We start from the raw sequence: 19,127 nt of genomic DNA on the forward strand, positions 1-19,127 counted from the left end.
CACGATGACGACACTCTCCACCGACCCCGCCGCGATCACGGATCCCGACTTCTGGCAGCAGCTGCTGACGTGGCTCCGCGATGCGGGCGTCAGCCTGCTCATCGTGGCGGCGTTCATCGTGGGCGGGGTCCTCGCCGGGTGGGTCCTGAAGTTCGTGATCCGCCGCGTCGTGAACCGGATCGTCTCCGGCGCGAAGAACAAGGCGAACGTCGACGACACGCAGGCGCTCGACCGCTCGCCGCTCGCGGCCATGCGCCTCGTGCAGCGGACCCGCACCCTCGGCTCGATCCTGCAGAACATCGTCAACGTCACGATCGTGATCGTCGTGACGCTGCTGGTGATCAACTTCCTCGCGCCCACGGCGCTGGGGTCGTTCGCCCTGCTCTCCGCGGCGGTCGGCGCGGGGCTCGGCTTCGGCGCGCAGAACATCGTCAAGGACGTGCTGAACGGCATCTTCATCGTCGCCGAGGATCAGGTCGGCATCGGCGATGTCGTGGACCTCGGGCTCGCGACGGGCATCGTCGAGTACGTGAGCGTCCGGATCACCCACGTCCGCGACGTCAACGGCACGCTCTGGTACGTCCGCAACGGGGAGATCACCCGCATCGGCAACATGTCGCAGGGGTGGTCGCGCGTCATCGTCGATCTCGCCGTTCCCACCGACGCCGACATCGAGCAGGTGGAGAAGTCCATGCTCACGGCGGCGACGTCGCTCGTGAAGGACCCCAAGTGGCGCACGCGCATCCTCGAGGAGCCGGAGGTATGGGGCCTCGAGGCGATCACGGGTGAGTCGCTCGTCATCCGTCTCGTCGTCAAGACCCGCTCCAACGCGAAGGACGACGTCGCACGCGAACTGCGGATGCGGCTGAAGAGGGCGATGGACGACCTGGGCCTGTCGCTCCCGCAGATGAACTCCGTCATGCTGACGGGTCTGGAGGGCGCCCAGCGGGTGCGGGGCGCGAACCCGCCGCGCACCCGGCCCACCCCCGTCACCCCGGCCAAGGGCGTCTGGAAGGCCAAGAAGACCACGAAGGCGCAGGCCGCCGAGTCTCCGGCCGGCGACGACGCGAAGGACGCGAAATGACGGATGCCGGAACCCCCGCGCCGCTGAGCTTCTACGAGGAGATCGGCGGCCACGACACGTTCGTGCGGCTCGTGGACGCGTTCTATCGCGGTGTCGCCGGCGACGAGGTCCTCAAGCCCATGTACCCCGAGGACGACCTCCGGCCGGCGGCCGAGCGCCTCACGCTCTTCCTCGAGCAGTACTGGGGCGGGCCGAGCACCTACAGCGAACGGCGCGGGCACCCGCGGCTGCGCATGCGGCATGCGTCGTTCCATGTCAATCCCGACGCGCGCGACCGCTGGCTGCGGCACATGCGCGCCGCCGTGGATGAGCTCGACCTCCCGCCACTGCACGAGGCGACGCTGTGGGATTATCTGCAGCGGGCCGCGTTCGCGATGGTGAACACCTTCGAGCCGACCGGCATCGGCCCGACGCGACCACCGGAGGCGACGAGCCTCCTGGCACATCCCGAGACGACGAAGGAGTCGTGATGACCGGAGCCCGGCAGACCCAGACGCATTCCGCGGACATCCTCGTGATCGGCTGGGGCCTGGCGGGCCTCGTCGCGGCCTCCGAAGCGGCCGCGGCGGGCAAGCGGGTCGTCATCGTCGACCAGGAGCCCCGCACCAACCTCGGCGGTCAGGCGCACTGGTCCTTCGGCGGGCTGTTCCTCGTCGACTCCCCCGAACAGCGCCGCATGGGCATCAAAGACTCCCCCGATCTGGCGCGCCAAGACTGGTTCGCCACGGCGGGCTTCGACCGCGACGAAGACCTCTGGCCACGCCGGTGGGCGGAGGCCTATCTGCAGTTCGCACACGAGGAGAAGCGCGCCTGGCTTCGCGCCAAGGGCGTCGGATTCTTCCCCGTCGTCGGCTGGGCCGAGCGCGGCGGGTACCTGTCGACCGGGCCCGGCAACTCCGTGCCCCGCTTCCACATCGTGTGGGGCACCGGTCCCGGCATCGTCGCGCCCTTCCAGAAGGACGTCGAGGACGGCGAGGCGCGGGGCCTCGTGACGGTTCTCCCCCGCCACAGGGTCACCGCTCTGACCGTCTCGGGCGGCGCCGTCGTGGGAGCCTCCGGCGCCGTCCTCGCGCCCTCCGGTGCCGTCCGCGGTGCCCCGACGGCGCGGGAGACGGTGGGCTCGTTCGAGATCCGGGCCCCCGCCGTCATCGTCGCGGGCGGCGGGATCGGCGGCAACCACGACCTCGTCCGCGCGCAGTGGCCCGCGAGCCTCGGCGCCCCGCCGGCCTCGATGCTCTCCGGCGTCCCCGCCTATGTGGACGGGTCGCTGCAGCCGGTCAGCAGCGCCGCCGGCGCCCGGCTCATCAATGGCGACCGCATGTGGCACTACGTCGAGGGCATCCGGAACTTCGACCCGGTCTGGCCGCAGCACGGCATCCGCATCCTCCCGGGCCCGTCCTCGGTGTGGCTCGACGCTCTCGGAAACCGGCTGCCCGTTCCGCTGTTCCCCGGGTTCGACACCCTCGGCACGCTCGCGCACCTGCGGGCCACGGGTTACGACCACTCCTGGTTCGTCCTGTCCCGCGCGATCGTGGAGAAGGAGTTCACGCTCTCCGGCAGCGAGCAGAACCCCGACCTCACCGGCAAGGATCTCCCGCTCCTCGTGAAGTCCCGGCTCGGGAAGGGCGCCGCCGGTCCCGTGCAGGCCTTCCTCGACCACGGCGCCGACTTCGTGGTCCGCGACACCCTCGACGACCTGATCGCGGGGATGCAGGCGCTGCCGGGCGGGGAGAGCCTCGACGCCGACCGGGTGCGGACCGAGGTCGAAGCCCGCGACCGCGAGATCGACAACGACTTCACGAAGGACGCGCAGATCGCGATGCTCCGCTCCGCGCGCGCCTACCGCGGCGACCGGCTCGTGCGGACGGCCGTCCCGCACCGCATCCTCGATCCGAAGAACGGACCGCTCATCGCCGTGAAGCTGCACGTCCTGACCCGGAAGTCGCTCGGCGGCATCGAGACCGATCTGTCGGCGCGCGCGCTCGGCGGCGGCGGCGCGCCGGTGCCGGGCCTCTACGCGGCGGGTGAGGCCGCGGGCTTCGGCGGCGGAGGCCTGCACGGCTATCGCGCGCTGGAGGGGACGTTCCTGGGCGGGTGCCTCTTCTCGGGCCGCACCGCGGGCAGGGCGGCCGCGGCCGCCGTCTGAGGCCGCTCTACCGGCTCGCGCCGGTACGCCGCACGGCGGTGAGTCCCGGCGGGCCGGCCGTGCGGACGAGCACATGCCCGCGGGTGAGGCTCACCCGCGTCCACGCACCGGAGCGGCGCACGGCGGCGAGTTCGTCGCCGGCGATGAAGCCGAGCGCGAAGGCGGCGAACGCCGCGCCGAGCGGGATGCCGCCGAGGTCCTCGTCCGCTGCACCCCAGACGAGCGACCGGACGCGGTGCACGGCGTCGTCGCCGGCATCGGTCGGCACCTGCTCGGCGACCGCCGCGATGCCCCACTGGGCGCGGGAGGCGAGAAGGGATGCCGGGAGCGCGCCGGCGTCCGTCCAGCCGCCGCGCGGCGGGGAGATGCCCGCCCACGGCGCCGTCACGGAAGTGTCCGGAAGCCGGACCGTGTGCGGCTGGGTGCCCTCGGCCAGCGCGCCGGCGTCCACGGTCAGGTCGCACACGAGTTCGGGGTCGACCGGCAGGAACCGCATCCCCAGCACCGTCGGCACGGCCTCCAGCAGCGTCCGCGGGGCCAGCGGCGCCGACGACAGGGCGAGGACTCCCGCGTCGGCCCGAAGCCGCACGGCGCCGTCGCCGAGCCGCGTGGCGCGCCGGGCGAAGGTGAGGACGTCGGCGGCGGCCTGCGGGTCGGGGAAGCGGAGGCTCGGGGACATCCGCCCTAAGCTATCAGCGACGGATGCGCCCCGGCGCGGAGTGTGAGAGGGAGACCACGTGGCGGACGATCTGGACCCGGTCACCGGCCTGCTGTCCGTCCTTGATCTCTCCTCGGGCGATGCCCGCACGACGGAGGACATCTTCACGGGCGTCTCGCAGAACATGCCGACGGGCCGGGTGTTCGGCGGGCAGGTCCTCGCCCAGTCGATCATGGCGGCCGAGCGCACCCTGCCCGACGAGCGGATCGCGCATTCCATGCACGGGTACTTCCTGCGCCCCGGCGACTCGACGGCGGGCCTGACGTTCTCCGTGGACCGCATCCACGACGGCCGGTCGTTCTCGACGCGACGCACCCAGGCCTTCCAGCAGGGCGTCCCCATCTTCTCGATGATCGCGTCCTTCGAGCACGAGGCGCCCGGTCTCGAGCATCGCGCGCCGATGCCGGAGGGCGTCCCCGACCCGGAGCACGTCGACAGCATCGAGGACCGCCTCCCGGGCCTGCACCCGATGACGAAGCGCTTCTTCGCGGACAGTCCCATCGAATTGCGGCACGTCTCCTCGCCGATCTACGTCGCCGTGGACGGCGCGCACGAGGCGCGGCAGGCGGTATGGATGCGGACGCGCCGGACGATCCCCGACGACCCGCGGCTGCATCGCGCGGCCCTCGCGTACATGAGCGACCTGACGATCCAGGAGTCGGTGCTGCGCGCCCACGGCATCGCATGGTCTCAGCCCGGGCTGAAGGTCGCGAGTCTGGACCACGCGATGTGGTGGCACCGGCCCGGCCGCGTCGACGACTGGCTCCTCTACGTGCAGGAGTCGCCGAGCGCCCGCGGCGGCCGTGGGCTGTCGACGGGCCGCATGTACACCCGCGAGGGTGAGCTGATCGCCTCCGTGGCCCAGGAGATCATGGCGCGGGTCCCCGCCGGAGAGCTCACCGCGGGCTGATTCAGCGGCGGTGGTTTCAGCGGCGGTGGCCGTACGCGATGGGCTCGCCGAGGTACGGCTCCCAGACGCGGCGCATCTCGTCGGAGAGGCGCGTGGGGCGCCCCGTCGCGACATCCACCATCACGACGACCGACGTCGCCCGCGCGTACAGCTTCTGCGGCTCGGCGCCGAGCGGGCTGTAGACCTCGTAGCAGACCTCGACGCTCGAGCCGCCGATCTTGCCGAACCACATCTGCACGTTCAGGGGCTCCCGCCCGTACGGAACGGGCGCGAGGTACTCGATCTCCTGCCGGGCGATGAGCGTCACGGTGCCGGCGGCGAGACTGGACTCCAGCACGGCCGTGTCCGGACCGGTCTCCCCCGCCTGCGGCAGCCAGAACACCCGCACCCGGGCTTCTTCGAGCAGCTTCAGCATCGCCGTGTTGTTGACGTGGTTGAAGGCGTCCAGATCGCCCCATCGCAGGTGGATGGGGACGTGCATCCGCGGGCTGTCAGTCACGGGTGAGCTTGCGGTGCGTCGAACGGTGCGGCTTGGCGGCGTCGGCGCCGAGGCGCTCGATCTTGTTGGCCTCGTACGATTCGAAGTTGCCCTCGAACCAGTACCACTGCGCCGGGTCCTCGTCGGTGCCCTCGTAGGCGAGGATGTGGGTCGCGATGCGGTCGAGGAACCACCGGTCGTGGGTGATGACCACGGCGCAGCCGGGGAACTCCAGGAGCGCGTTCTCCAGGCTCGACAGGGTCTCGACGTCCAGGTCGTTCGTCGGCTCGTCGAGGAGCAGCAGGTTGCCGCCTTCCTTGAGCGTCAGGGCGAGGTTCAGCCGATTGCGCTCACCGCCGGAGAGGACACCGGCCTTCTTCTGCTGGTCGGGCCCCTTGAAGCCGAACTTCGACACGTACGCACGTGAGGGGATCTCGATCTTCCCGACCGTGATGATGTCCAGGCTGTCCGAGACGACCTCCCACAGCGTCTTGTTCGGGTCGATGTTGCTGCGCGACTGGTCGACGTAGCTGATCTTGACGGTCTCGCCGACCTTGAGGTCTCCGCCGTCCAGCGGCTCGAGGCCCACGATCGTCTTGAACAGGGTCGTCTTGCCGACGCCGTTCGGCCCGATGACGCCGACGATGCCGTTCGGCGGGAGGTTGAAGCTGAGGCCGTCGATGAGCGTGCGGTCACCGAAGCCCTTCTTGAGCTTCTTGGCGTCGATGACGATGCTGCCCAGGCGGGGGCCGGCGGGGATCTGGATCTCCTCGAAGTCCAGCTTCCGGGTGCGCTCGGCCTCCGTCGCCATCTCCTCGTAGCGCGCCAGACGCGCCTTCGACTTCGTCTGGCGGCCCTTCGCGCTGCTGCGGACCCACTCCAGCTCGTCCTTCAGGCGCTTCGCGAGCTTGGCGTCCTTCTTGCCCTGGACGTCGAGACGCTCCGCCTTCTTCTCGAGGTAGGTCGAGTAGTTGCCCTCGTAGCCGATGAGGCGACCGCGGTCCACCTCGGCGATCCACTCGGCCACGTGGTCGAGGAAGTACCGGTCGTGGGTGATCGCGATGACCGCGCCCTTGTACGCCTGCAGGTGCTGCTCGAGCCACAGGACGCTCTCCGCGTCGAGGTGGTTGGTGGGCTCGTCGAGGAGGAGCAGGTCGGGCTTCTGGAGCAGGAGCTTCGCGAGGGCGACGCGGCGCCGCTCACCACCGGAGAGCGGTGCGATCTCGGCGTCCCCGGGCGGGGTGCGGAGGGCGTCCATCGCCTGCTCGAGCTGCGAGTCGAGGTCCCAGCCGTCGGCGGCGTCGATCTCCTCCTGGAGCACGCCCATCTCCGCCAGCAGCGCGTCGAAATCCGCGTCGGGGTCGGCCATGAGCGCGGAGATCTCGTTGAACCGGTCGAGCTTCGCCTTGATCGCGACGCCCTCCTGGATGTTCTCCAGCACGGTCTTGGTCTCGTCGAGCTCCGGCTCCTGCATGAGGATGCCGACGCTGTAGCCGGGAGACAGCTTCGCCTCGCCGTTGGAGGGCTGATCCATGCCGGCCATGATCTTCAGGATCGTCGACTTGCCGGCGCCGTTCGGACCGACCATGCCGATCTTGGCGCCGGGCAGGAATGCCATCGTGACGTCGTCGAGGATGAGCTTCTCGCCCACCGCTTTGCGGGCACGGACCATCGAGTAGATGTATTCAGCCATAACGGCCCAAGTCTACGCGGGGAGCGGAGTGCGCCTCACCAGTCGATCGGGCGGGTCTCGCCGATGAGGCAGCCGCCGGCGGGCAGCGCGGGCAGGACGACGGCGGTGGGGGCCGGGGTGGAGGGCCCGACCTGTCCGATGAGGCACTCCCCCTCCCACGCGACGGAGAACTGGATGCTGTCGGCGGCATTGTCGACGGTGGTCCGGTCGTAGGTCACTTCCATGGCCGACTTGTCGAAGCCCGCCCCCGCCAGCGCGTCGATGTACGCCCGCCCCTCGACCGACTGCGCCGTCGCGGCGACCGTCTGCATGACCTCGGTGAAGAGCGGGAGGTTGTCCTCCGCCGACCCGTCCACCACGAGCGTGGGCCCCGCGGGCGTGGGAGTGGGCGTCGGCGCCGCCCAGGTCGGCGACGGCGTCGACACGGGGTCGACGGCTGTCGGCGCGCAGCCCGCCATCGTCGCGGCGAGGACCCCCGCGATCAGGGCCGCGACCGTCGATCCACGACGCCGGTGCGCGACGCGGCGGGTGGGGTGCCCCGTCGACGACGCAGAGGAGGCAGGCGACACGGGCACGGAGCGAGTCTAGGCGCGCTCCGCGCCTCGCTCAGAACGGGGCAGGCTCCGCGAGGGGGCTCCGCGCCCAGTCCGGCTCCACCTCGTCGTCGACCGCATCCGGATCTGCGCCGCCGTCCTCCGGCCCATTCGGGCCACCCGCCGGAAGCCCCGGCGCAGACCAGCTCGCGTCGGTCGTTGGCGCGGCGGTCTCCCGCTTCAGCGCGGTGAACCGGCTGGTTCCCCATTGCAGGTCCGGGCCCAGGGCGTCGGCGTCGATCTCGGCCTCGGTGCCCTTCTTCTCGCCGACTTCCCACGTGCGGATCTTCAGGGCGCCGGTGACGATGACGCGCTGGCCGCGCTGCAGGGACGCCAGGGCGTGCTCGGCCAGCTGCCGGTAGGCCGACACGGAGTAGAAGTTGGTCGTGCCGTCGACCCAGGCCCCCTGCGCGTCGCGGTGACGCTGGCTCGTCGCGAGCCGGAAGTGTGCCACCGGGATCCCGGTGCCGGTCTGCCGGCGCTCGGGGACGGTGGCGATGTTGCCGACGACGGTGATGCGATCGCTCATCGCGTTTCCTCTCTCACGGGCCGCGGACTCTCCGCAGGCCATGCTTCGGCATCCGAGTGCCCGTCGGATGCCGAAGCACCTCCACCCTGACCGGCACCCGCCCACAGGGACGGGCGAGCCGGGCGATCGGTGGAGGGCGGCGCGGAGAGAGGCGGTGGGGAGGAGGCGTCAGAGGCGGGCGTACTCGCCGAAGCGCGCGCGCACCTTGTTGACCTTCGGCACCGCGACGGCCAGGCAGTATCCCTGGCCCGGGTTCTTGGCGAAGAAGTCCTGGTGGTAGTCCTCGGCCGGGTAGAACGCGCCCAGCTCCTCCGTGGTCGTCACGAGACCGCCGTCCCACCACTCCGCCGCGCGCTCCGCGGCGGCGGCGAACGCCTCGCGCTGCGCGTCGTCGGCGGGGAACATGGCCGAACGGTACTGCGTACCGACGTCGTTGCCCTGCCGGTTCAGCTGACGCGGGTCGTGCATCGTGAAGAACGCGTCGAGGATGACGTCGCCGGGGATGACCTCGGGATCGAAGGTGACCTTCACCGCCTCCGCGTGCCCGGTCGTGCCGGTGCAGACCTGCTCGTAGCTGGGGTTCGGCGTCGTGCCGCCGATGTAGCCGGATTCGACCTCGGTCACTCCGCGCAGGGCGCGATATGCGGCATCCAGGCACCAGAAGCACCCGCCGGCGAGTACGTACGTCTCCATGTCGTCTCCGAATCTCGCGCCACGATCGGCGGCGCGTCACTGGACCGAACGTACATCCCCGCGCCGCTGTTCCCGACGCGGACGGGATGTCGGAGCGTGGACATATGTTCGATTCCGGGAAGGAGAGACGATGTCGATTCTGATGGAAGGACCGCCCGTGTCCGAGGCGGTGCGGCTGCTGCCGGTGGGTGCGGGGCTCTGGCGCGTCCTGGACGCCGCGGGGCGCGCGCTCGGGCATCTCGCCACCCGGGAGGACGGCGCGCGATTCGCCGCGCTCCGCTTCCATGCCGCCAGCGCGGGGTTCCGCGAGGTCGGCACGTTCTGGTCGGCGGCGGAGGCCGTGGAGTGTCTGCGGCTGTCCCGCTAGACCACGGCGTCCAGCAGGTCCGCACCCCGGAGCGGGGCATTGGACCGCACGGCCGGCCACGTGCGGGCCAGGATGTCGACGGCGCGCCGGAGCTGTTCCACCGGCGCCGTGAACGGCACGCGGAGGTGCCGGTCGTGGCCGCCGTCGACGGCGAAGCGGGCGCCTGCCGACAGGTGGAGCCCCTCGGCCCGCGCTGCGAGGACGAGCCCCGAGCTGAGCGGCGCGTCGAGGCCGACCCACAGCGAGACGCCCCCGGCCACGTGCGGCAGCCGCCACTCCGGCAGGTGGGTGCGCAGAGCGGCGGCCAGCGCATCCCGTCCCTCGCGCAGCAGGGCGGAGCGCTGCGCGATGACATCCGGCATGTGGCCGAGGACCCGGGTGGCGACGGCCTGCTCGAACTCGGGCGTGCCGAGATCGCGGTGCGGGCGGGCGGCCACCAGCCGACGGATGGTCTCCGTGTCGGCCCGGATCCACCCGACCCGCAGCCCGCCCCACACGGTCTTCCCCAGCGACCCGATGCGGATGACGTCGGCGTGCGGCAGGGCCAGGCCCGCCGGGCGCGGGTCGATCGCCAGGTCGCCGGTCGTCTCGTCGAGCACGAGGAGCGTGCCGGCGCGGTGCGCCGCGGCACCGATGACGTCCTGCTCGCGCTCGGTCATGCTCCGCCCGGTGGGGTTCTGGAACACGGGCATGAGGTACGCCAGGGCCGGATTCGTACGGGCGAACGCCTGCTCCGCCCGCTCGAGATCCCAGCCGTCGTCGGTGGTGACCGGGACGCCGACGAGTCGCGCACCCGCATCCCGGAGGGCCTCCGCGGCGTGCGGGTAGGTCGGCGTCTCGATGAGGGCACGCTCGCCGCGGCGGAGGAACGCGGCGGCGACGAGGTGGATCGCGCTCTGCGCCCCCGTCGTCACCATGATCTGGTCCGCGGTCGTCGGGACGCCGCGCAGCGAGTAGCGGGCCGCGATGGCCTCGCGCAGGTCCTCCCGGCCGAGGATGTCGTACCCGGCGCGCGACACGATGGACGTGGCGTCCAGCGCGACCTCGCTCATGAGCCCGGCGAGACCGGGCCACGCGGCCGGGCTGGCCTGCTGCAGGTCGATGTCGTCCGGCGCGCCGGCGACGCGACCCGGCTCGCGGCGATGGAGCGGCAGGGTCGCGCTCCCGGAGCCCCGGAGGCTCTCGATGTGACCCGTCGCACGCAGGCTCCCGTACGCCGCGGCGACCGTCGTGCGGCTCAGCTGCAGGACCCCGGCGAGTTCCCGCTCGGCCGGCAGCGCCGTCCGCGGCGCGAGACGGTTGTCGAGGCAGAGCAGGCGGATGCCATCGGCCAGCGCCTCATAGGCGGGATCGCGCGTGCGCCACCCGCCGAGAGCCTGCGCGAGGCTGCGCGCCGTGATCCGGGAGTCCATGCGAGCCACCATATCGGGATTGGACCGCTCGCTGAGGGCCAATCGTGCGATTGGATGTCCTCATGCCCCGCCGCGTCGTCCAACTCCTCATCGGCCTCGTCCTCTACGGCGCCGGCTGCGCCGTCATGGTCCAGGCGGGGATCGGACTCGACCCGTGGACGGTCTTCGCGCAGGGCGTGTCCCGCCAGACGGGGATCGGGATCGGCTGGGTGACGAACCTCCTCGGGTTCCTCATCCTCCTGCTGTGGATACCGCTGCGGCAGAAGCCCGGCATCGGGACGATCGCGAACATCCTCATCGTCGGGACGAGCATGCAGGCGACGCTCGGCATCGTCCCACCGATCACGGGCTGGCTCGCCCAGGGGGTCGTCTTCCTCGGCGGGGTCGTGCTGGTCGCGCTGGCCTCGGGGCTCTACATCGGCGCGAACTTCGGCCCCGGGCCGCGCGACGGGCTCATGACGGGGATCAACGCGCGGTTCGGCTGGCCCATCTGGGCGGCCCGCCTCGCGGTGGAGGCGACGGTCCTGCTGGCGGGCTGGCTGCTGGGCGGCACGGTCGGCCTGGGGACCGTGCTCTTCGCCGTCCTCATCGGACCGCTCGTGCACATCGCGCTGCCGCCGTTCGATCACCGTCGGCGCGCGACACCCGCGCCCGCCACGCCGGCCGTCAGTGCTGGGTGAACCTCGGCCAGTCCGACCCGGGCGGGAGGTGCCCGTGCAGCGCGCTCTTCGCGATCTCCATGGACGGGTAGGTGCCGACGGAGGCGTCCGCGCCGGCGATCGTGACGGTGTATGCGCCGTCGACCTTGCGGATCGTCCCCACGACGTTGCTCTCCGCGCCGTATGCGACCCAGAGGGCGGTCTGTGACGTGGTGCTCATCTCCGAACTCCTTCCGACGGTCACGACGCTACGCGGAACGGCCGCGGGCCGCCAGAGGGACGTGCCCCCGACAGGATTCGAACCTGTGACCGGCGGATTAGAAGGCCGCTGCTCTATCCACTGAGCTACGAGGGCGCACTGTCAGGTTATCGCGCGGGCCGGGCCACGTCGGAAGCGCTCGTTAGGATGGCGGCATGGTGAGTGCCGCGGAGAACGATCGTCTCGTCTGGATCGACTGTGAGATGACGGGGCTCGACCCGGCGGTCGACGAGATCGTCGAGATCGCGGTCGTCGTGACGGACTTCGAACTCCGCGTGCTCGACCCCGGCTTCCAGATCGTGATCAAGCCGGACGACTCCGCCCTCGCGAACATGAACGAGTTCGTCACGAACATGCACGCGACGTCCGGACTGCTCGAGGAGATCCCGAACGGCGTGAGCCTCGCCGAGGCGGAGTTCGAGGCGCTCGAGTACATCCAGCGCTTCGTCGCGGAGGGCAAGGCGCCCATCGCGGGCAACACGATCGGCACCGACCGGATGTTCCTCGCGAAGTACATGCCCCGGATCGATCGCTGGCTGCACTACCGGAACATCGACGTGTCCACGATCAAGGAGCTCTCCCGCCGCTGGTACCCGCGGGCCTACTTCAACGCGCCGAGCAAGGACGGCGGGCACCGCGCCCTCGCCGACATCCGCGAGTCGATCCGCGAGCTCGCGTACTACCGGCAGGCCGTCTTCGTCCCCGAGCCCGGACCCACCAGTGACGCGGCGCGGGACGCGGCGGCATCCGCCGTGTCGTCGTTCGCCTCCGGGCTGTAATACACTGGTGGGGTTGCCCATGCACGGGCACTTGGTGGGTATAGCTCAGTTGGTAGAGCACCTGGTTGTGGTCCAGGGGGTCGCGGGTTCAAGTCCCGTTACTCACCCCAAGCACCCCCGCGGTGAGGCGTTGTCATGATCGAGATGGATGCCGACGCGTTCGACGCGATCGTCTCCGACGAACTCGACCGGCTGCCGGAGGACATGGTCGCCGGCCTCGACAACGTCGTTTTCGTCGTGGAGGACCGCCCCGAGGACGGCAGCCTCGATCTCCTCGGCCTCTACGACGGTCTCTCCCTCACCGAGCGCGACCGCTACGGCATGGGCGAACTCCCCGACCGGATCATCGTCTACCGCGAACCGCACCTGGATGTGTGCGCCGACGAGGACGAGCTGCGGGGCGAGGTGCACACGACCCTCGTCCATGAGATCGCGCACTTCTACGGCATCGACGACGACCGCCTGCACGAGTTGGGCTGGGCATGACCCTCACCCTCCCCCAGGACGACCTCGACCTCGCGCGGACCGAGTCGGGACCCTGGCAGACGGTCGTCTGGAACGATCCGGTCAACCTCATGAGCTATGTCGTGCACGTCTTCCGCGAGTACTTCGGGTACTCGGCGGCGCGCGCCCACCAGCTGATGCTCGCGGTGCACCACGACGGGCACGCGGTCGTGGCGGAGGGGCCGAGGGAGCAGATGGAACTGCACGTGCAGGCGATGCACGACTACGGGCTGTGGGCGACCGTGCGGGAGGCCGGCGCGTGACCGCGCCCGGCGTCGCCCTCGAGCTGACCGCGATCGAGGTCGCTCACCTGACCTCGCTCGTGGAGCAGTTCTCCGCCCTCGTGACCGAGCAGGAGTCCGATGCCGGAGACCCGGCGATCGCGCGACTCGTCCCCGACGCCTATGCCGACACCGACGCGGCGCGCGAGTTCCGCGCGCTCACGGAGAGCGACCTCCTGCAGCGCCGTGCCGCCGACGCCGGCCTGGTGCTGGCCACGCTGCTCCGCGACGGCGCCCCGCTCCGCCCGGAGGAGCTGGATGCCGTCTCCGCCGAGGCGGTGGTGAGCATCCCGCTGGATGGGGAGCGCCTGTCCGCGTGGCTGCGCACCCTCACGGCGCTGCGGCTCGTCCTGGCGACGCGCCTCGGCATCCGGACGGAAGCCGACGGAGACGTCGACGACCCGCGCTACGGCGTGTACGAATGGCTCGGCTACCGGCTCGAGGGGCTGCTGCAGGCGATCGACGGCTGACTCAGGGGACGTCGAGGACGTGCGTCGCCCAGCGCTCCGGCTCGTCGGTGCGGAGGTGCTGCTCCTCCTGCCCGGCCCACCGGTCCCAGTGCGGCCGGTACGCCTCTCCGTCCCGGGCGAGGGCGCGGGCCTTCCGCGACGCCGCGGGCGAACGCAGCCAGACGCGGACGTCGGCGAGGGCGGCCGTCTGCGGGGTGAGGATGCCGGATCCTTCGACGATGAGCGGGCGCGCGGGGTCGACGGCATGCGCCTCGGCAGGGCGCTCCTTCGCCCAGTCCCAACGCCGCCAGTGGCCCTCCTCGCCCCGCGCCAGGGCTTCCAGGACACCGTGCAGGACGGCTTCCACGCCCTGTTCGAGGCCGTCCCAGCCCGGGTACAGGGCGTCCAGAGCAAGCACCTGAACCTGGGGCAGCCGGGCGGAGAGCAGCGCCGCGAGGGACGTCTTGCCCGCCCCGGAGCGTCCGTCGATCAGGGTCACGCGCGCGTCGAGGAGCGCGGGGGCCAGCAGATCGGCGGCCGCGGCGAGGGCGCCGGCGACGGGGTCAGCGCTTGAGTGCACGGATGAGGCGGCTGAGCGCCCGTCCCGTGACCCACACGAACGGGATCGCGACGGCGACGAGCGAGACGAGGTTCGGCTCGAAGCGCAGGTCGTCGCCCTTGCGGATGTACGCTCCCAGCGGCACGGCGACACCACCGCCGCCCCCGCCGCCGCTGCCGCGGTCGTCTTCGCCGGCGCCGAATCCCGACCAGGTCATGGCGACGGGGATGAGGCGGACGCCGTCGACGTCGATCTGCTCTCCGTAGACGCTGTGGACGCCGAGGGCGGCGGTCTGCTTGCCGAGTTCCAGTGCGAGGTTGGGCATGGTCCCACCGTACTGCGCGGAGCGCGCGGGCGCGCGGGCTCTGCGAGGATGCTCAGCCCTGGTCGGTCTGCGGCAGGCGCGGGTTCGTGGGAAGCGCGTTGACGTCGCGGCGTGCCCCCAGGGTGCTCGCCCGCGTGACGGCGCCACCGCCGAAGCGGGAGCGGGCGCCGTCGAGGGCCTCGTCGACGCGGCGCCAGTCGGCGTCGTCGTCCCACAGCGCGAGCCCGAGCGATCCGGCGGGGCGCAGCTTCTCGCCGCGGACGCCGATGAGCCGCACCGGCTGCACGAGGTCGATGCGGTCGAACAGCTCGATGGCGACGTCGCCGATGCGCTGGCCGACATTCGTCGGCTCCGGGAGGGTCGCCGACCGGCTGAGCGTCGTGAAGTCGGCGAAGCGGAGCTTCAGGGCGATCGTGGACGCCTCCCAGTCGCCGTCGCGCAGGCGTGCCGCGACACGGTCGGCGAGGCGGCGCAGCTCGGTGCGCAGGACCGGGACGGCGGAGATGTCCTCGAGGAACGTCTCCTCGTGGCCGACGCTCTTCTCGACGCGGTGCGTCTCCACCTCGCGGGGGTCGAGTCCGCGGGCGAGCTGGGCGACCCGCTCCCCCATGGCCTTCCCGAGTGCGCGCTCCAGGACGGCCTGCGGCGCGTCCAGGATGTCCGAGACCAGGCGGATGCCGCGGGCCTCGAGAGCCTCGGCGGCCTTGGGCCCGACACCCCAGAGGGCGCGCACCGACCGCGCGGCCAGGAAAGCCCCCGTGTCGGCCGCGCTGACGATGAGCAGCCCGTCCGGCTTCGACAGGGTCGAGGCGATCTTCGCGACGTGCTTGGTCGCGGCGACGCCGATGCTGCAGGTGAGCCCGGTCTGCTCCTTCACGCGTGCGCGCAGCATGCGCGCGATCTCCCCGGGGGATCCCCACAGCCGCCGCGCCCCGCTCACGTCGAGGAAGGCCTCATCGATGGACAGCGGCTCGACGAGCGGCGTCACCTCGTGGAAGATCCGCATCACCTCGCGCGACAGCGCGGCATACCGGTCGAAGTGGGGCGCGACGACGATCGCGGTCGGGCACAGGCGCAGCGCCATGCCGGTCGACATCGCCGAGCGGACGCCGAAGCGACGCGCCTCGTAGGAGGCGCTGGAGACGACGCCGCGCCCCTCCGCGCCGCCGACGATGATCGGCTTGCCGGCCAGGCGCGGATCGTCGAGCACCTCGACGGACGCGTAGAACGCGTCCATGTCGACGTGCAGGATGCGGGTCCCGGTGTCGTCGGCGTCGTCGGGCGAGGCGATCCGTCCCGTCCCGTCACCGCGTCCCATACGACCATTGTCCCGGGTCCCCCGGACACCGCCAGCTCAGGACCCGGCGCGCTCCAGCACGAGCTCGCGCACGCGCGCCGCATCCGCCTGCCCGCGCATCGCCTTCATGACCGCACCGATGACGGCGCCCGCGGCCTGCACCTTGCCGTCGCGGATCTTCGCGAGGACGTCGGGCTGGGCGGCGAGGGCGTCGTCGATCGCGGCGATGAGGGCACCGTCGTCGGACACGACGGCGAGTCCCCGCGCGTCGACGACCTCCTGGGGCGAGCCTTCACCCGCGATGACGCCCTCGAGCACCTGGCGCGCGAGCTTGTCGGTGAGGGTGCCGGCGTCGACGAGCTTCTGCACGGCGGCGACGGCCTGCGGCTCGACGAGCGCGCTCGCCTCGACGCCCTGCGCGTTGGCGACGCGGGTGATCTCGCCCGTCCACCACTTGCGGGCGGCGGCCGGTGCGGCTCCCGCGGCGACGGTCTGCTCGACTTCGGCGAGGAGGCCGCCGTTGACGACGTCCTGGAACTCCAGGTCGGTGAAGCCCCAGTCGGCCTTCAGCCGGCGCCGACGGATGGCCGGCGGCTCGGGCAGCGCGGCGCGGAGCTCCTCGATCAGCTCGGCGGAGGGCTCCACGGGAAGCAGGTCGGGTTCCGGGAAGTACCGGTAGTCGTCGGCATCCGACTTGGGGCGACCGGGCGAGGTCGTCCCCGTGTCCTCGTGCCAGTGCCGCGTCTCCTGCGTGATCGTGCCGCCGGCGGCGAGGATCGCCGCCTGACGCTGGATCTCGTAGCGGACGGCCCGCTCGACCGAGCGCATCGAGTTGACGTTCTTCGTCTCGGTGCGGGTGCCGAGCTTCTCCTGGCCGCGTGGGCGGAGGGAGACGTTGGCGTCGCAGCGGAGGTTCCCGCGCTCCATGCGCGCCTCCGAGATGCCCAGCGAGATCACGATGTCGCGGATCGCGGCGACGTACGCCTTCGCGATCTCCGGCGCGCGGTGCTCGGCCCCGAAGATCGGCTTCGTGACGATCTCCACGAGCGGCACGCCGGCGCGGTTGTAGTCCACGAGCGAGTACTCGGCCCCCTGGATGCGGCCGGTCGCACCGCCCATGTGGGTGAGCTTGCCGGCGTCCTCCTCCATGTGGGCGCGCTCGATCGGGACGGTCACGAGGGTGCCGTCGCCGAGCTCGATCTCGACGGAGCCCTCGAAGGCGATGGGCTCGTCGTACTGCGAGATCTGGTAGTTCTTGCCCAGGTCGGGGTAGAAGTAGTTCTTCCGCGCGAACCGGCTGGACGGCGCGATCGAGCAGCCGAGGGCGAGGCCCAGGCTGATCGAGTAGCGCACGGCGGTCTCGTTGACGACCGGCAGCGAGCCCGGGAGCCCCATGTCGACGGGTGCGACGAGCGTGTTCGGTTCCGCCTCGTGGTTCGCCGAGTTGGCCGGGTTGGCGGCCGAGGAGAACATCTTCGTCGCGGTGTTCAGCTCGACGTGCACCTCGAAGCCGAGCACCGGCTCGTACAGCTCGAGGGCCTTGTCGAAGTCGAGCAGCTTGTCCTTGGCCATCAGCGGGTTCCTCCGAGAACGGGTGCGCGGTCCAGGAGCGGTCCGCCCCAGCGGTCGACGAGCAGGGTCTCCACGGCGGCGCCGACCCGGTACAGGCGGGCGTCCTCCCGCGCGGGAGCGATGAACTGGATGCCGACCGGCAGCCCGTCCTCCTCGGCGAGGCCGGAGGGGATCGAGATGCCGGGGACGCCGGCGAGGTTCACCGGGATCGTCGTGACGTCGTTCAGGTACATCTGGATGGGGTCGTCGACCTTCTCGCCGAGCTTGAACGCCGTGGTCGGCGCGGACGGGGTGGCGATGACGTCGACCCGGGCGAACGCCTCGTCGAAGTCGCGCTGGATGAGAGTGCGGACCTTCTGCGCGCTGCCGTAGTAGGCGTCGTAGTAGCCCGCGGACAGGGCGTACGTGCCGAGGATGACGCGGCGCTTGACCTCGTCGCCGAAACCGGCGTCGCGGGTCGCGGCCATGACGTCCTCCACGGTGCCGCCGGGGACGTTCACGCGCATGCCGAAGCGCACCGAGTCGAACTTCGCGAGGTTGCTGGACGCCTCCGCCGGGAGGATGAGGTAGTACGCGGCGACGCCGTACTCGAAGTGCGGCGCGCTGACCTCGACGATCTCCGCGCCGGCGGCCTCCATGGCGGCCAGCGCCGCACGGAAGGAGGCGGAGACGCCGGGCTGGAAGCCGCTGTCCGGCAGCTCGGCGATGACGCCGACCTTGAGCCCCTTGAGGACCTCACCGGTGGCGCCTTCGCGGGCGGCGGCGGCGAAGGAGGGCCACGCGTCGGTGAGCGACGTCGAGTCGTGCGGGTCGTGTCCGCCGATGACATCGTGCAGGAGCGCGGAGTCGAGCACCGTCCGGGAGACGGGGCCGACCTGGTCGAGGCTGGACGCCAGCGCGATCGCGCCGAACCGGCTGACGCCGCCGTACGTGGGCTTCATGCCGACGGTGCCGGTGACGTGCGCGGGCTGGCGGATGGACCCGCCGGTGTCGGAGCCGAGCGCGATCGGCGCCTCGAAGGCGGCGACGGCCGCGGCGGAGCCGCCGCCGGAGCCGCCCGGGATGCGGTCGAGGTCCCACGGGTTGTGGGTGGGGCCGTATGCGGAGTGCTCCGTGGAGGAGCCCATCGCGAATTCGTCCATGTTCGTCTTGCCGAGGGGCACGAGGCCGGCGGCGCGGGCCCGTGCCACGACGGTCGCGTCGTACGGCGACATGTAGCCCTCGAGGATCTTGGAGCCGCTCGTGGAGGGCATGTCGGTCGTCACGAGGACGTCCTTGATCGCGAGCGGGACGCCGGCGAGCCCGCCCAGCTGCTCCCCGCCGGCGCGGCGCCGGTCGATGTCGGCGGCGACGTCGAGAGCGTGGTCGCTGACGTGCAGGAAGGCGTGCACGTCGCCGTCGACGGCGGCGATCCGGTCGAGGTGCGCCTGCGTCGCCTCGACGCTGGACACCTCCCCCGCGGCCAGCTTGCCGGCAAGGTCGGCGGCGGTCAGGCGGGTGAGGTCGCTCACTGTTCTTCTCCCAGGATGGCGGTGACGCGGAAGCGGCCGTCGGCGGCATCCGGAGCGTTCTGCAGCACCTGCTCGACGGAGAGCATGTCGCCCGGCACGTCGGGACGGAACACGTTGTGCAGCCGGATGGGGTGGCTGGTCGCCGGTACCTCGGGGGTCGCGACCTCCGAGACCTTCGCGATGTTGTCGACGATGACGTCGAGCTGACCCGTGAGCCGCTCCACCTCCTCGTCGCTCAGCTGGATCCGGGCGAGGACGCCGAGGTGGCGCACGAGATCGGGGGTGATTTCAGACACCGGTCAAGTCTAG

24 protein-coding genes and 2 tRNA genes are annotated in these 19,127 nt (G+C 71.5%); 11 read left to right on the forward strand and 15 right to left on the reverse strand.

Features of this window, described 5'->3' with window-relative positions; all coding sequences use genetic code 11:
• Positions 1-4: 4 nt before the first annotated feature.
• From MSA03_RS00060 to MSA03_RS00070, 3 genes are read left to right on the forward strand one after another with little or no spacing between them, the layout of a single operon-like run.
• Positions 5-1,084 (forward strand): mechanosensitive ion channel family protein, encoded by a 1,080-nt coding sequence (locus tag MSA03_RS00060; RefSeq protein WP_147049198.1) that lies wholly within the window; start codon positions 5-7, stop codon positions 1,082-1,084.
• The gene (locus MSA03_RS00065) at positions 1,081-1,554 is read left to right on the forward strand and encodes a globin (RefSeq protein ID WP_147049199.1); all 474 of its coding nucleotides are present in this window, start codon (positions 1,081-1,083) and stop codon (positions 1,552-1,554) included. The genes MSA03_RS00060 and MSA03_RS00065 overlap by 4 nt, the downstream gene beginning before the upstream one ends.
• On the forward strand, positions 1,554-3,230 hold the full coding sequence (locus tag MSA03_RS00070; protein WP_147049200.1) for an FAD-binding dehydrogenase: 1,677 nt from the start codon (positions 1,554-1,556) through the stop codon (positions 3,228-3,230). Before MSA03_RS00065 ends, MSA03_RS00070 begins: the two co-directional genes overlap by 1 nt.
• Before the next feature lie 7 nt (positions 3,231-3,237).
• On the opposite strand, the gene MSA03_RS00075 is transcribed toward MSA03_RS00070, so the two are convergent.
• The gene (locus tag MSA03_RS00075) at positions 3,238-3,909 is read right to left on the reverse strand and encodes a DUF8185 domain-containing protein (protein ID WP_028495486.1); all 672 of its coding nucleotides are present in this window, start codon (positions 3,907-3,909) and stop codon (positions 3,238-3,240) included.
• A 58-nt stretch (positions 3,910-3,967) separates the two neighbouring features.
• On the opposite strand from MSA03_RS00075, the gene MSA03_RS00080 reads away from it, so the two are divergent.
• Positions 3,968-4,858, forward strand: a complete 891-nt coding sequence (locus MSA03_RS00080) for an acyl-CoA thioesterase (protein WP_244946259.1) — start codon at positions 3,968-3,970, stop codon at positions 4,856-4,858.
• A gap of 16 nt (positions 4,859-4,874) precedes the next feature.
• Here MSA03_RS00080 and MSA03_RS00085 read toward each other — a convergent pair whose 3' ends face one another.
• The 5 genes from MSA03_RS00085 to msrA all read right to left on the reverse strand — a co-directional run bounded on the left by MSA03_RS00085 (position 4,875) and on the right by msrA (position 8,844).
• On the reverse strand, positions 4,875-5,339 hold the full coding sequence (locus MSA03_RS00085; RefSeq protein WP_036272237.1) for an acyl-CoA thioesterase: 465 nt from the start codon (positions 5,337-5,339) through the stop codon (positions 4,875-4,877).
• 10 nt (positions 5,340-5,349) lie between these two features.
• Positions 5,350-7,029 (reverse strand): energy-dependent translational throttle protein EttA, encoded by a 1,680-nt coding sequence (ettA, locus tag MSA03_RS00090; protein WP_147049201.1) that lies wholly within the window; start codon positions 7,027-7,029, stop codon positions 5,350-5,352.
• A 35-nt stretch (positions 7,030-7,064) separates the two neighbouring features.
• Positions 7,065-7,604 carry a DUF6993 domain-containing protein gene (locus tag MSA03_RS14435; RefSeq protein ID WP_244946260.1) on the reverse strand — a complete coding sequence of 180 codons (540 nt, stop codon included), beginning with the start codon at positions 7,602-7,604 and terminating at the stop codon, positions 7,065-7,067.
• A 31-nt stretch (positions 7,605-7,635) separates the two neighbouring features.
• Positions 7,636-8,151, reverse strand: coding sequence for a single-stranded DNA-binding protein (gene ssb / locus MSA03_RS00100; protein WP_051526145.1), 516 nt, complete (start codon positions 8,149-8,151; stop codon positions 7,636-7,638).
• A 168-nt stretch (positions 8,152-8,319) separates the two neighbouring features.
• The gene (gene msrA, locus MSA03_RS00105) at positions 8,320-8,844 is read right to left on the reverse strand and encodes a peptide-methionine (S)-S-oxide reductase MsrA (protein WP_028495481.1); all 525 of its coding nucleotides are present in this window, start codon (positions 8,842-8,844) and stop codon (positions 8,320-8,322) included.
• A gap of 130 nt (positions 8,845-8,974) precedes the next feature.
• On the opposite strand from msrA, the gene MSA03_RS00110 reads away from it, so the two are divergent.
• A complete protein-coding gene (locus tag MSA03_RS00110; RefSeq protein ID WP_051526144.1) occupies positions 8,975-9,211 on the forward strand; it encodes a hypothetical protein in 237 nt (78 codons plus the stop codon).
• Here the strand turns inward: MSA03_RS00110 and yczR are convergent.
• Positions 9,208-10,623 carry a MocR-like transcription factor YczR gene (gene yczR, locus MSA03_RS00115; protein WP_147049202.1) on the reverse strand — a complete coding sequence of 472 codons (1,416 nt, stop codon included), beginning with the start codon at positions 10,621-10,623 and terminating at the stop codon, positions 9,208-9,210. The genes MSA03_RS00110 and yczR overlap by 4 nt on opposite strands.
• A 62-nt stretch (positions 10,624-10,685) precedes the next feature.
• On the opposite strand from yczR, the gene yczE reads away from it, so the two are divergent.
• Complete coding sequence (gene yczE, locus MSA03_RS00120) at positions 10,686-11,303, forward strand: membrane protein YczE (protein ID WP_147049203.1); 618 nt, start codon at positions 10,686-10,688, stop codon at positions 11,301-11,303.
• Here yczE and MSA03_RS00125 read toward each other — a convergent pair.
• Positions 11,290-11,502, reverse strand: coding sequence for a hypothetical protein (locus MSA03_RS00125; RefSeq protein WP_028495478.1), 213 nt, complete (start codon positions 11,500-11,502; stop codon positions 11,290-11,292). The genes yczE and MSA03_RS00125 overlap by 14 nt on opposite strands.
• Before the next feature lie 62 nt (positions 11,503-11,564).
• A tRNA-Arg gene (locus tag MSA03_RS00130) sits at positions 11,565-11,637 on the reverse strand.
• A 59-nt stretch (positions 11,638-11,696) separates the two neighbouring features.
• On the opposite strand from MSA03_RS00130, the gene orn reads away from it, so the two are divergent.
• The 5 genes from orn (at position 11,697) to MSA03_RS00155 (ending at position 13,575) form a co-directional block, all read left to right on the forward strand.
• Positions 11,697-12,320: an oligoribonuclease gene (gene orn / locus MSA03_RS00135; protein ID WP_147049204.1), complete on the forward strand. Its 624-nt coding sequence runs from the start codon at positions 11,697-11,699 to the stop codon at positions 12,318-12,320.
• 34 nt (positions 12,321-12,354) lie between these two features.
• Positions 12,355-12,430, forward strand: a tRNA-His gene (locus MSA03_RS00140).
• Between the two features lie 25 nt (positions 12,431-12,455).
• On the forward strand, positions 12,456-12,806 hold the full coding sequence (locus MSA03_RS00145; protein ID WP_147049205.1) for a metallopeptidase family protein: 351 nt from the start codon (positions 12,456-12,458) through the stop codon (positions 12,804-12,806).
• The gene (gene clpS, locus MSA03_RS00150) at positions 12,803-13,087 is read left to right on the forward strand and encodes an ATP-dependent Clp protease adapter ClpS (protein WP_147049206.1); all 285 of its coding nucleotides are present in this window, start codon (positions 12,803-12,805) and stop codon (positions 13,085-13,087) included. Before MSA03_RS00145 ends, clpS begins: the two co-directional genes overlap by 4 nt.
• Positions 13,084-13,575, forward strand: a complete 492-nt coding sequence (locus MSA03_RS00155) for a DUF2017 family protein (protein WP_244946261.1) — start codon at positions 13,084-13,086, stop codon at positions 13,573-13,575. The genes clpS and MSA03_RS00155 overlap by 4 nt, the downstream gene beginning before the upstream one ends.
• Before the next feature lies 1 nt (position 13,576).
• Here MSA03_RS00155 and MSA03_RS00160 read toward each other — a convergent pair whose 3' ends face one another.
• The 6 genes from MSA03_RS00160 to gatC are packed head-to-tail and all read right to left on the reverse strand — an operon-like array spanning position 13,577 to position 19,114.
• Complete coding sequence (locus tag MSA03_RS00160) at positions 13,577-14,134, reverse strand: nucleoside/nucleotide kinase family protein (RefSeq protein WP_147049208.1); 558 nt, start codon at positions 14,132-14,134, stop codon at positions 13,577-13,579.
• A complete protein-coding gene (locus MSA03_RS00165; RefSeq protein WP_028495472.1) occupies positions 14,118-14,438 on the reverse strand; it encodes a hypothetical protein in 321 nt (106 codons plus the stop codon). Before MSA03_RS00165 ends, MSA03_RS00160 begins: the two co-directional genes overlap by 17 nt.
• 52 nt (positions 14,439-14,490) lie before the next feature.
• Positions 14,491-15,756 carry a DNA polymerase IV gene (dinB, locus tag MSA03_RS00170; protein WP_147049209.1) on the reverse strand — a complete coding sequence of 422 codons (1,266 nt, stop codon included), beginning with the start codon at positions 15,754-15,756 and terminating at the stop codon, positions 14,491-14,493.
• A 36-nt stretch (positions 15,757-15,792) separates the two neighbouring features.
• Complete coding sequence (gene gatB, locus MSA03_RS00175) at positions 15,793-17,307, reverse strand: Asp-tRNA(Asn)/Glu-tRNA(Gln) amidotransferase subunit GatB (RefSeq protein ID WP_147049210.1); 1,515 nt, start codon at positions 17,305-17,307, stop codon at positions 15,793-15,795.
• Positions 17,307-18,818 carry an Asp-tRNA(Asn)/Glu-tRNA(Gln) amidotransferase subunit GatA gene (gatA, locus tag MSA03_RS00180; RefSeq protein WP_147049211.1) on the reverse strand — a complete coding sequence of 504 codons (1,512 nt, stop codon included), beginning with the start codon at positions 18,816-18,818 and terminating at the stop codon, positions 17,307-17,309. The genes gatB and gatA overlap by 1 nt, the downstream gene beginning before the upstream one ends.
• Positions 18,815-19,114, reverse strand: a complete 300-nt coding sequence (gene gatC, locus MSA03_RS00185; RefSeq protein ID WP_028495468.1) for an Asp-tRNA(Asn)/Glu-tRNA(Gln) amidotransferase subunit GatC — start codon at positions 19,112-19,114, stop codon at positions 18,815-18,817. Before gatC ends, gatA begins: the two co-directional genes overlap by 4 nt.
• Between the last annotated feature and the right edge of the window lie 13 nt (positions 19,115-19,127).

Origin of the sequence: Microbacterium saccharophilum (assembly GCF_007992455.1) — a bacterium.
GTDB classification, from domain to species: domain Bacteria; phylum Actinomycetota; class Actinomycetes; order Actinomycetales; family Microbacteriaceae; genus Microbacterium; species Microbacterium saccharophilum.

Excerpts from the sequence above, each read along its gene's own strand:
- MSA03_RS00060 (WP_147049198.1), top strand. The coding sequence starts at position 5 with ATGACGACACTCTCCACCGACCCCGCCGCGATCACGGATCCCGACTTC.
- MSA03_RS00065 (WP_147049199.1), top strand. The coding sequence starts at position 1,081 with ATGACGGATGCCGGAACCCCCGCGCCGCTGAGCTTCTACGAGGAGATC.
- MSA03_RS00070 (WP_147049200.1), top strand. The coding sequence starts at position 1,554 with ATGACCGGAGCCCGGCAGACCCAGACGCATTCCGCGGACATCCTCGTG.
- MSA03_RS00075 (WP_028495486.1), bottom strand. The coding sequence starts at position 3,909 with ATGTCCCCGAGCCTCCGCTTCCCCGACCCGCAGGCCGCCGCCGACGTC.
- MSA03_RS00085 (WP_036272237.1), bottom strand. The coding sequence starts at position 5,339 with ATGCACGTCCCCATCCACCTGCGATGGGGCGATCTGGACGCCTTCAAC.
- ettA (WP_147049201.1), bottom strand. The coding sequence starts at position 7,029 with ATGGCTGAATACATCTACTCGATGGTCCGTGCCCGCAAAGCGGTGGGC.
- ssb (WP_051526145.1), bottom strand. The coding sequence starts at position 8,151 with ATGAGCGATCGCATCACCGTCGTCGGCAACATCGCCACCGTCCCCGAG.
- msrA (WP_028495481.1), bottom strand. The coding sequence starts at position 8,844 with ATGGAGACGTACGTACTCGCCGGCGGGTGCTTCTGGTGCCTGGATGCC.
- MSA03_RS00110 (WP_051526144.1), top strand. The coding sequence starts at position 8,975 with ATGTCGATTCTGATGGAAGGACCGCCCGTGTCCGAGGCGGTGCGGCTG.
- yczR (WP_147049202.1), bottom strand. The coding sequence starts at position 10,623 with ATGGACTCCCGGATCACGGCGCGCAGCCTCGCGCAGGCTCTCGGCGGG.
- yczE (WP_147049203.1), top strand. The coding sequence starts at position 10,686 with ATGCCCCGCCGCGTCGTCCAACTCCTCATCGGCCTCGTCCTCTACGGC.
- MSA03_RS00125 (WP_028495478.1), bottom strand. The coding sequence starts at position 11,502 with ATGAGCACCACGTCACAGACCGCCCTCTGGGTCGCATACGGCGCGGAG.
- orn (WP_147049204.1), top strand. The coding sequence starts at position 11,697 with ATGGTGAGTGCCGCGGAGAACGATCGTCTCGTCTGGATCGACTGTGAG.
- MSA03_RS00145 (WP_147049205.1), top strand. The coding sequence starts at position 12,456 with ATGATCGAGATGGATGCCGACGCGTTCGACGCGATCGTCTCCGACGAA.
- clpS (WP_147049206.1), top strand. The coding sequence starts at position 12,803 with ATGACCCTCACCCTCCCCCAGGACGACCTCGACCTCGCGCGGACCGAG.
- MSA03_RS00165 (WP_028495472.1), bottom strand. The coding sequence starts at position 14,438 with ATGCCCAACCTCGCACTGGAACTCGGCAAGCAGACCGCCGCCCTCGGC.
- dinB (WP_147049209.1), bottom strand. The coding sequence starts at position 15,756 with ATGGGACGCGGTGACGGGACGGGACGGATCGCCTCGCCCGACGACGCC.
- gatB (WP_147049210.1), bottom strand. The coding sequence starts at position 17,307 with ATGGCCAAGGACAAGCTGCTCGACTTCGACAAGGCCCTCGAGCTGTAC.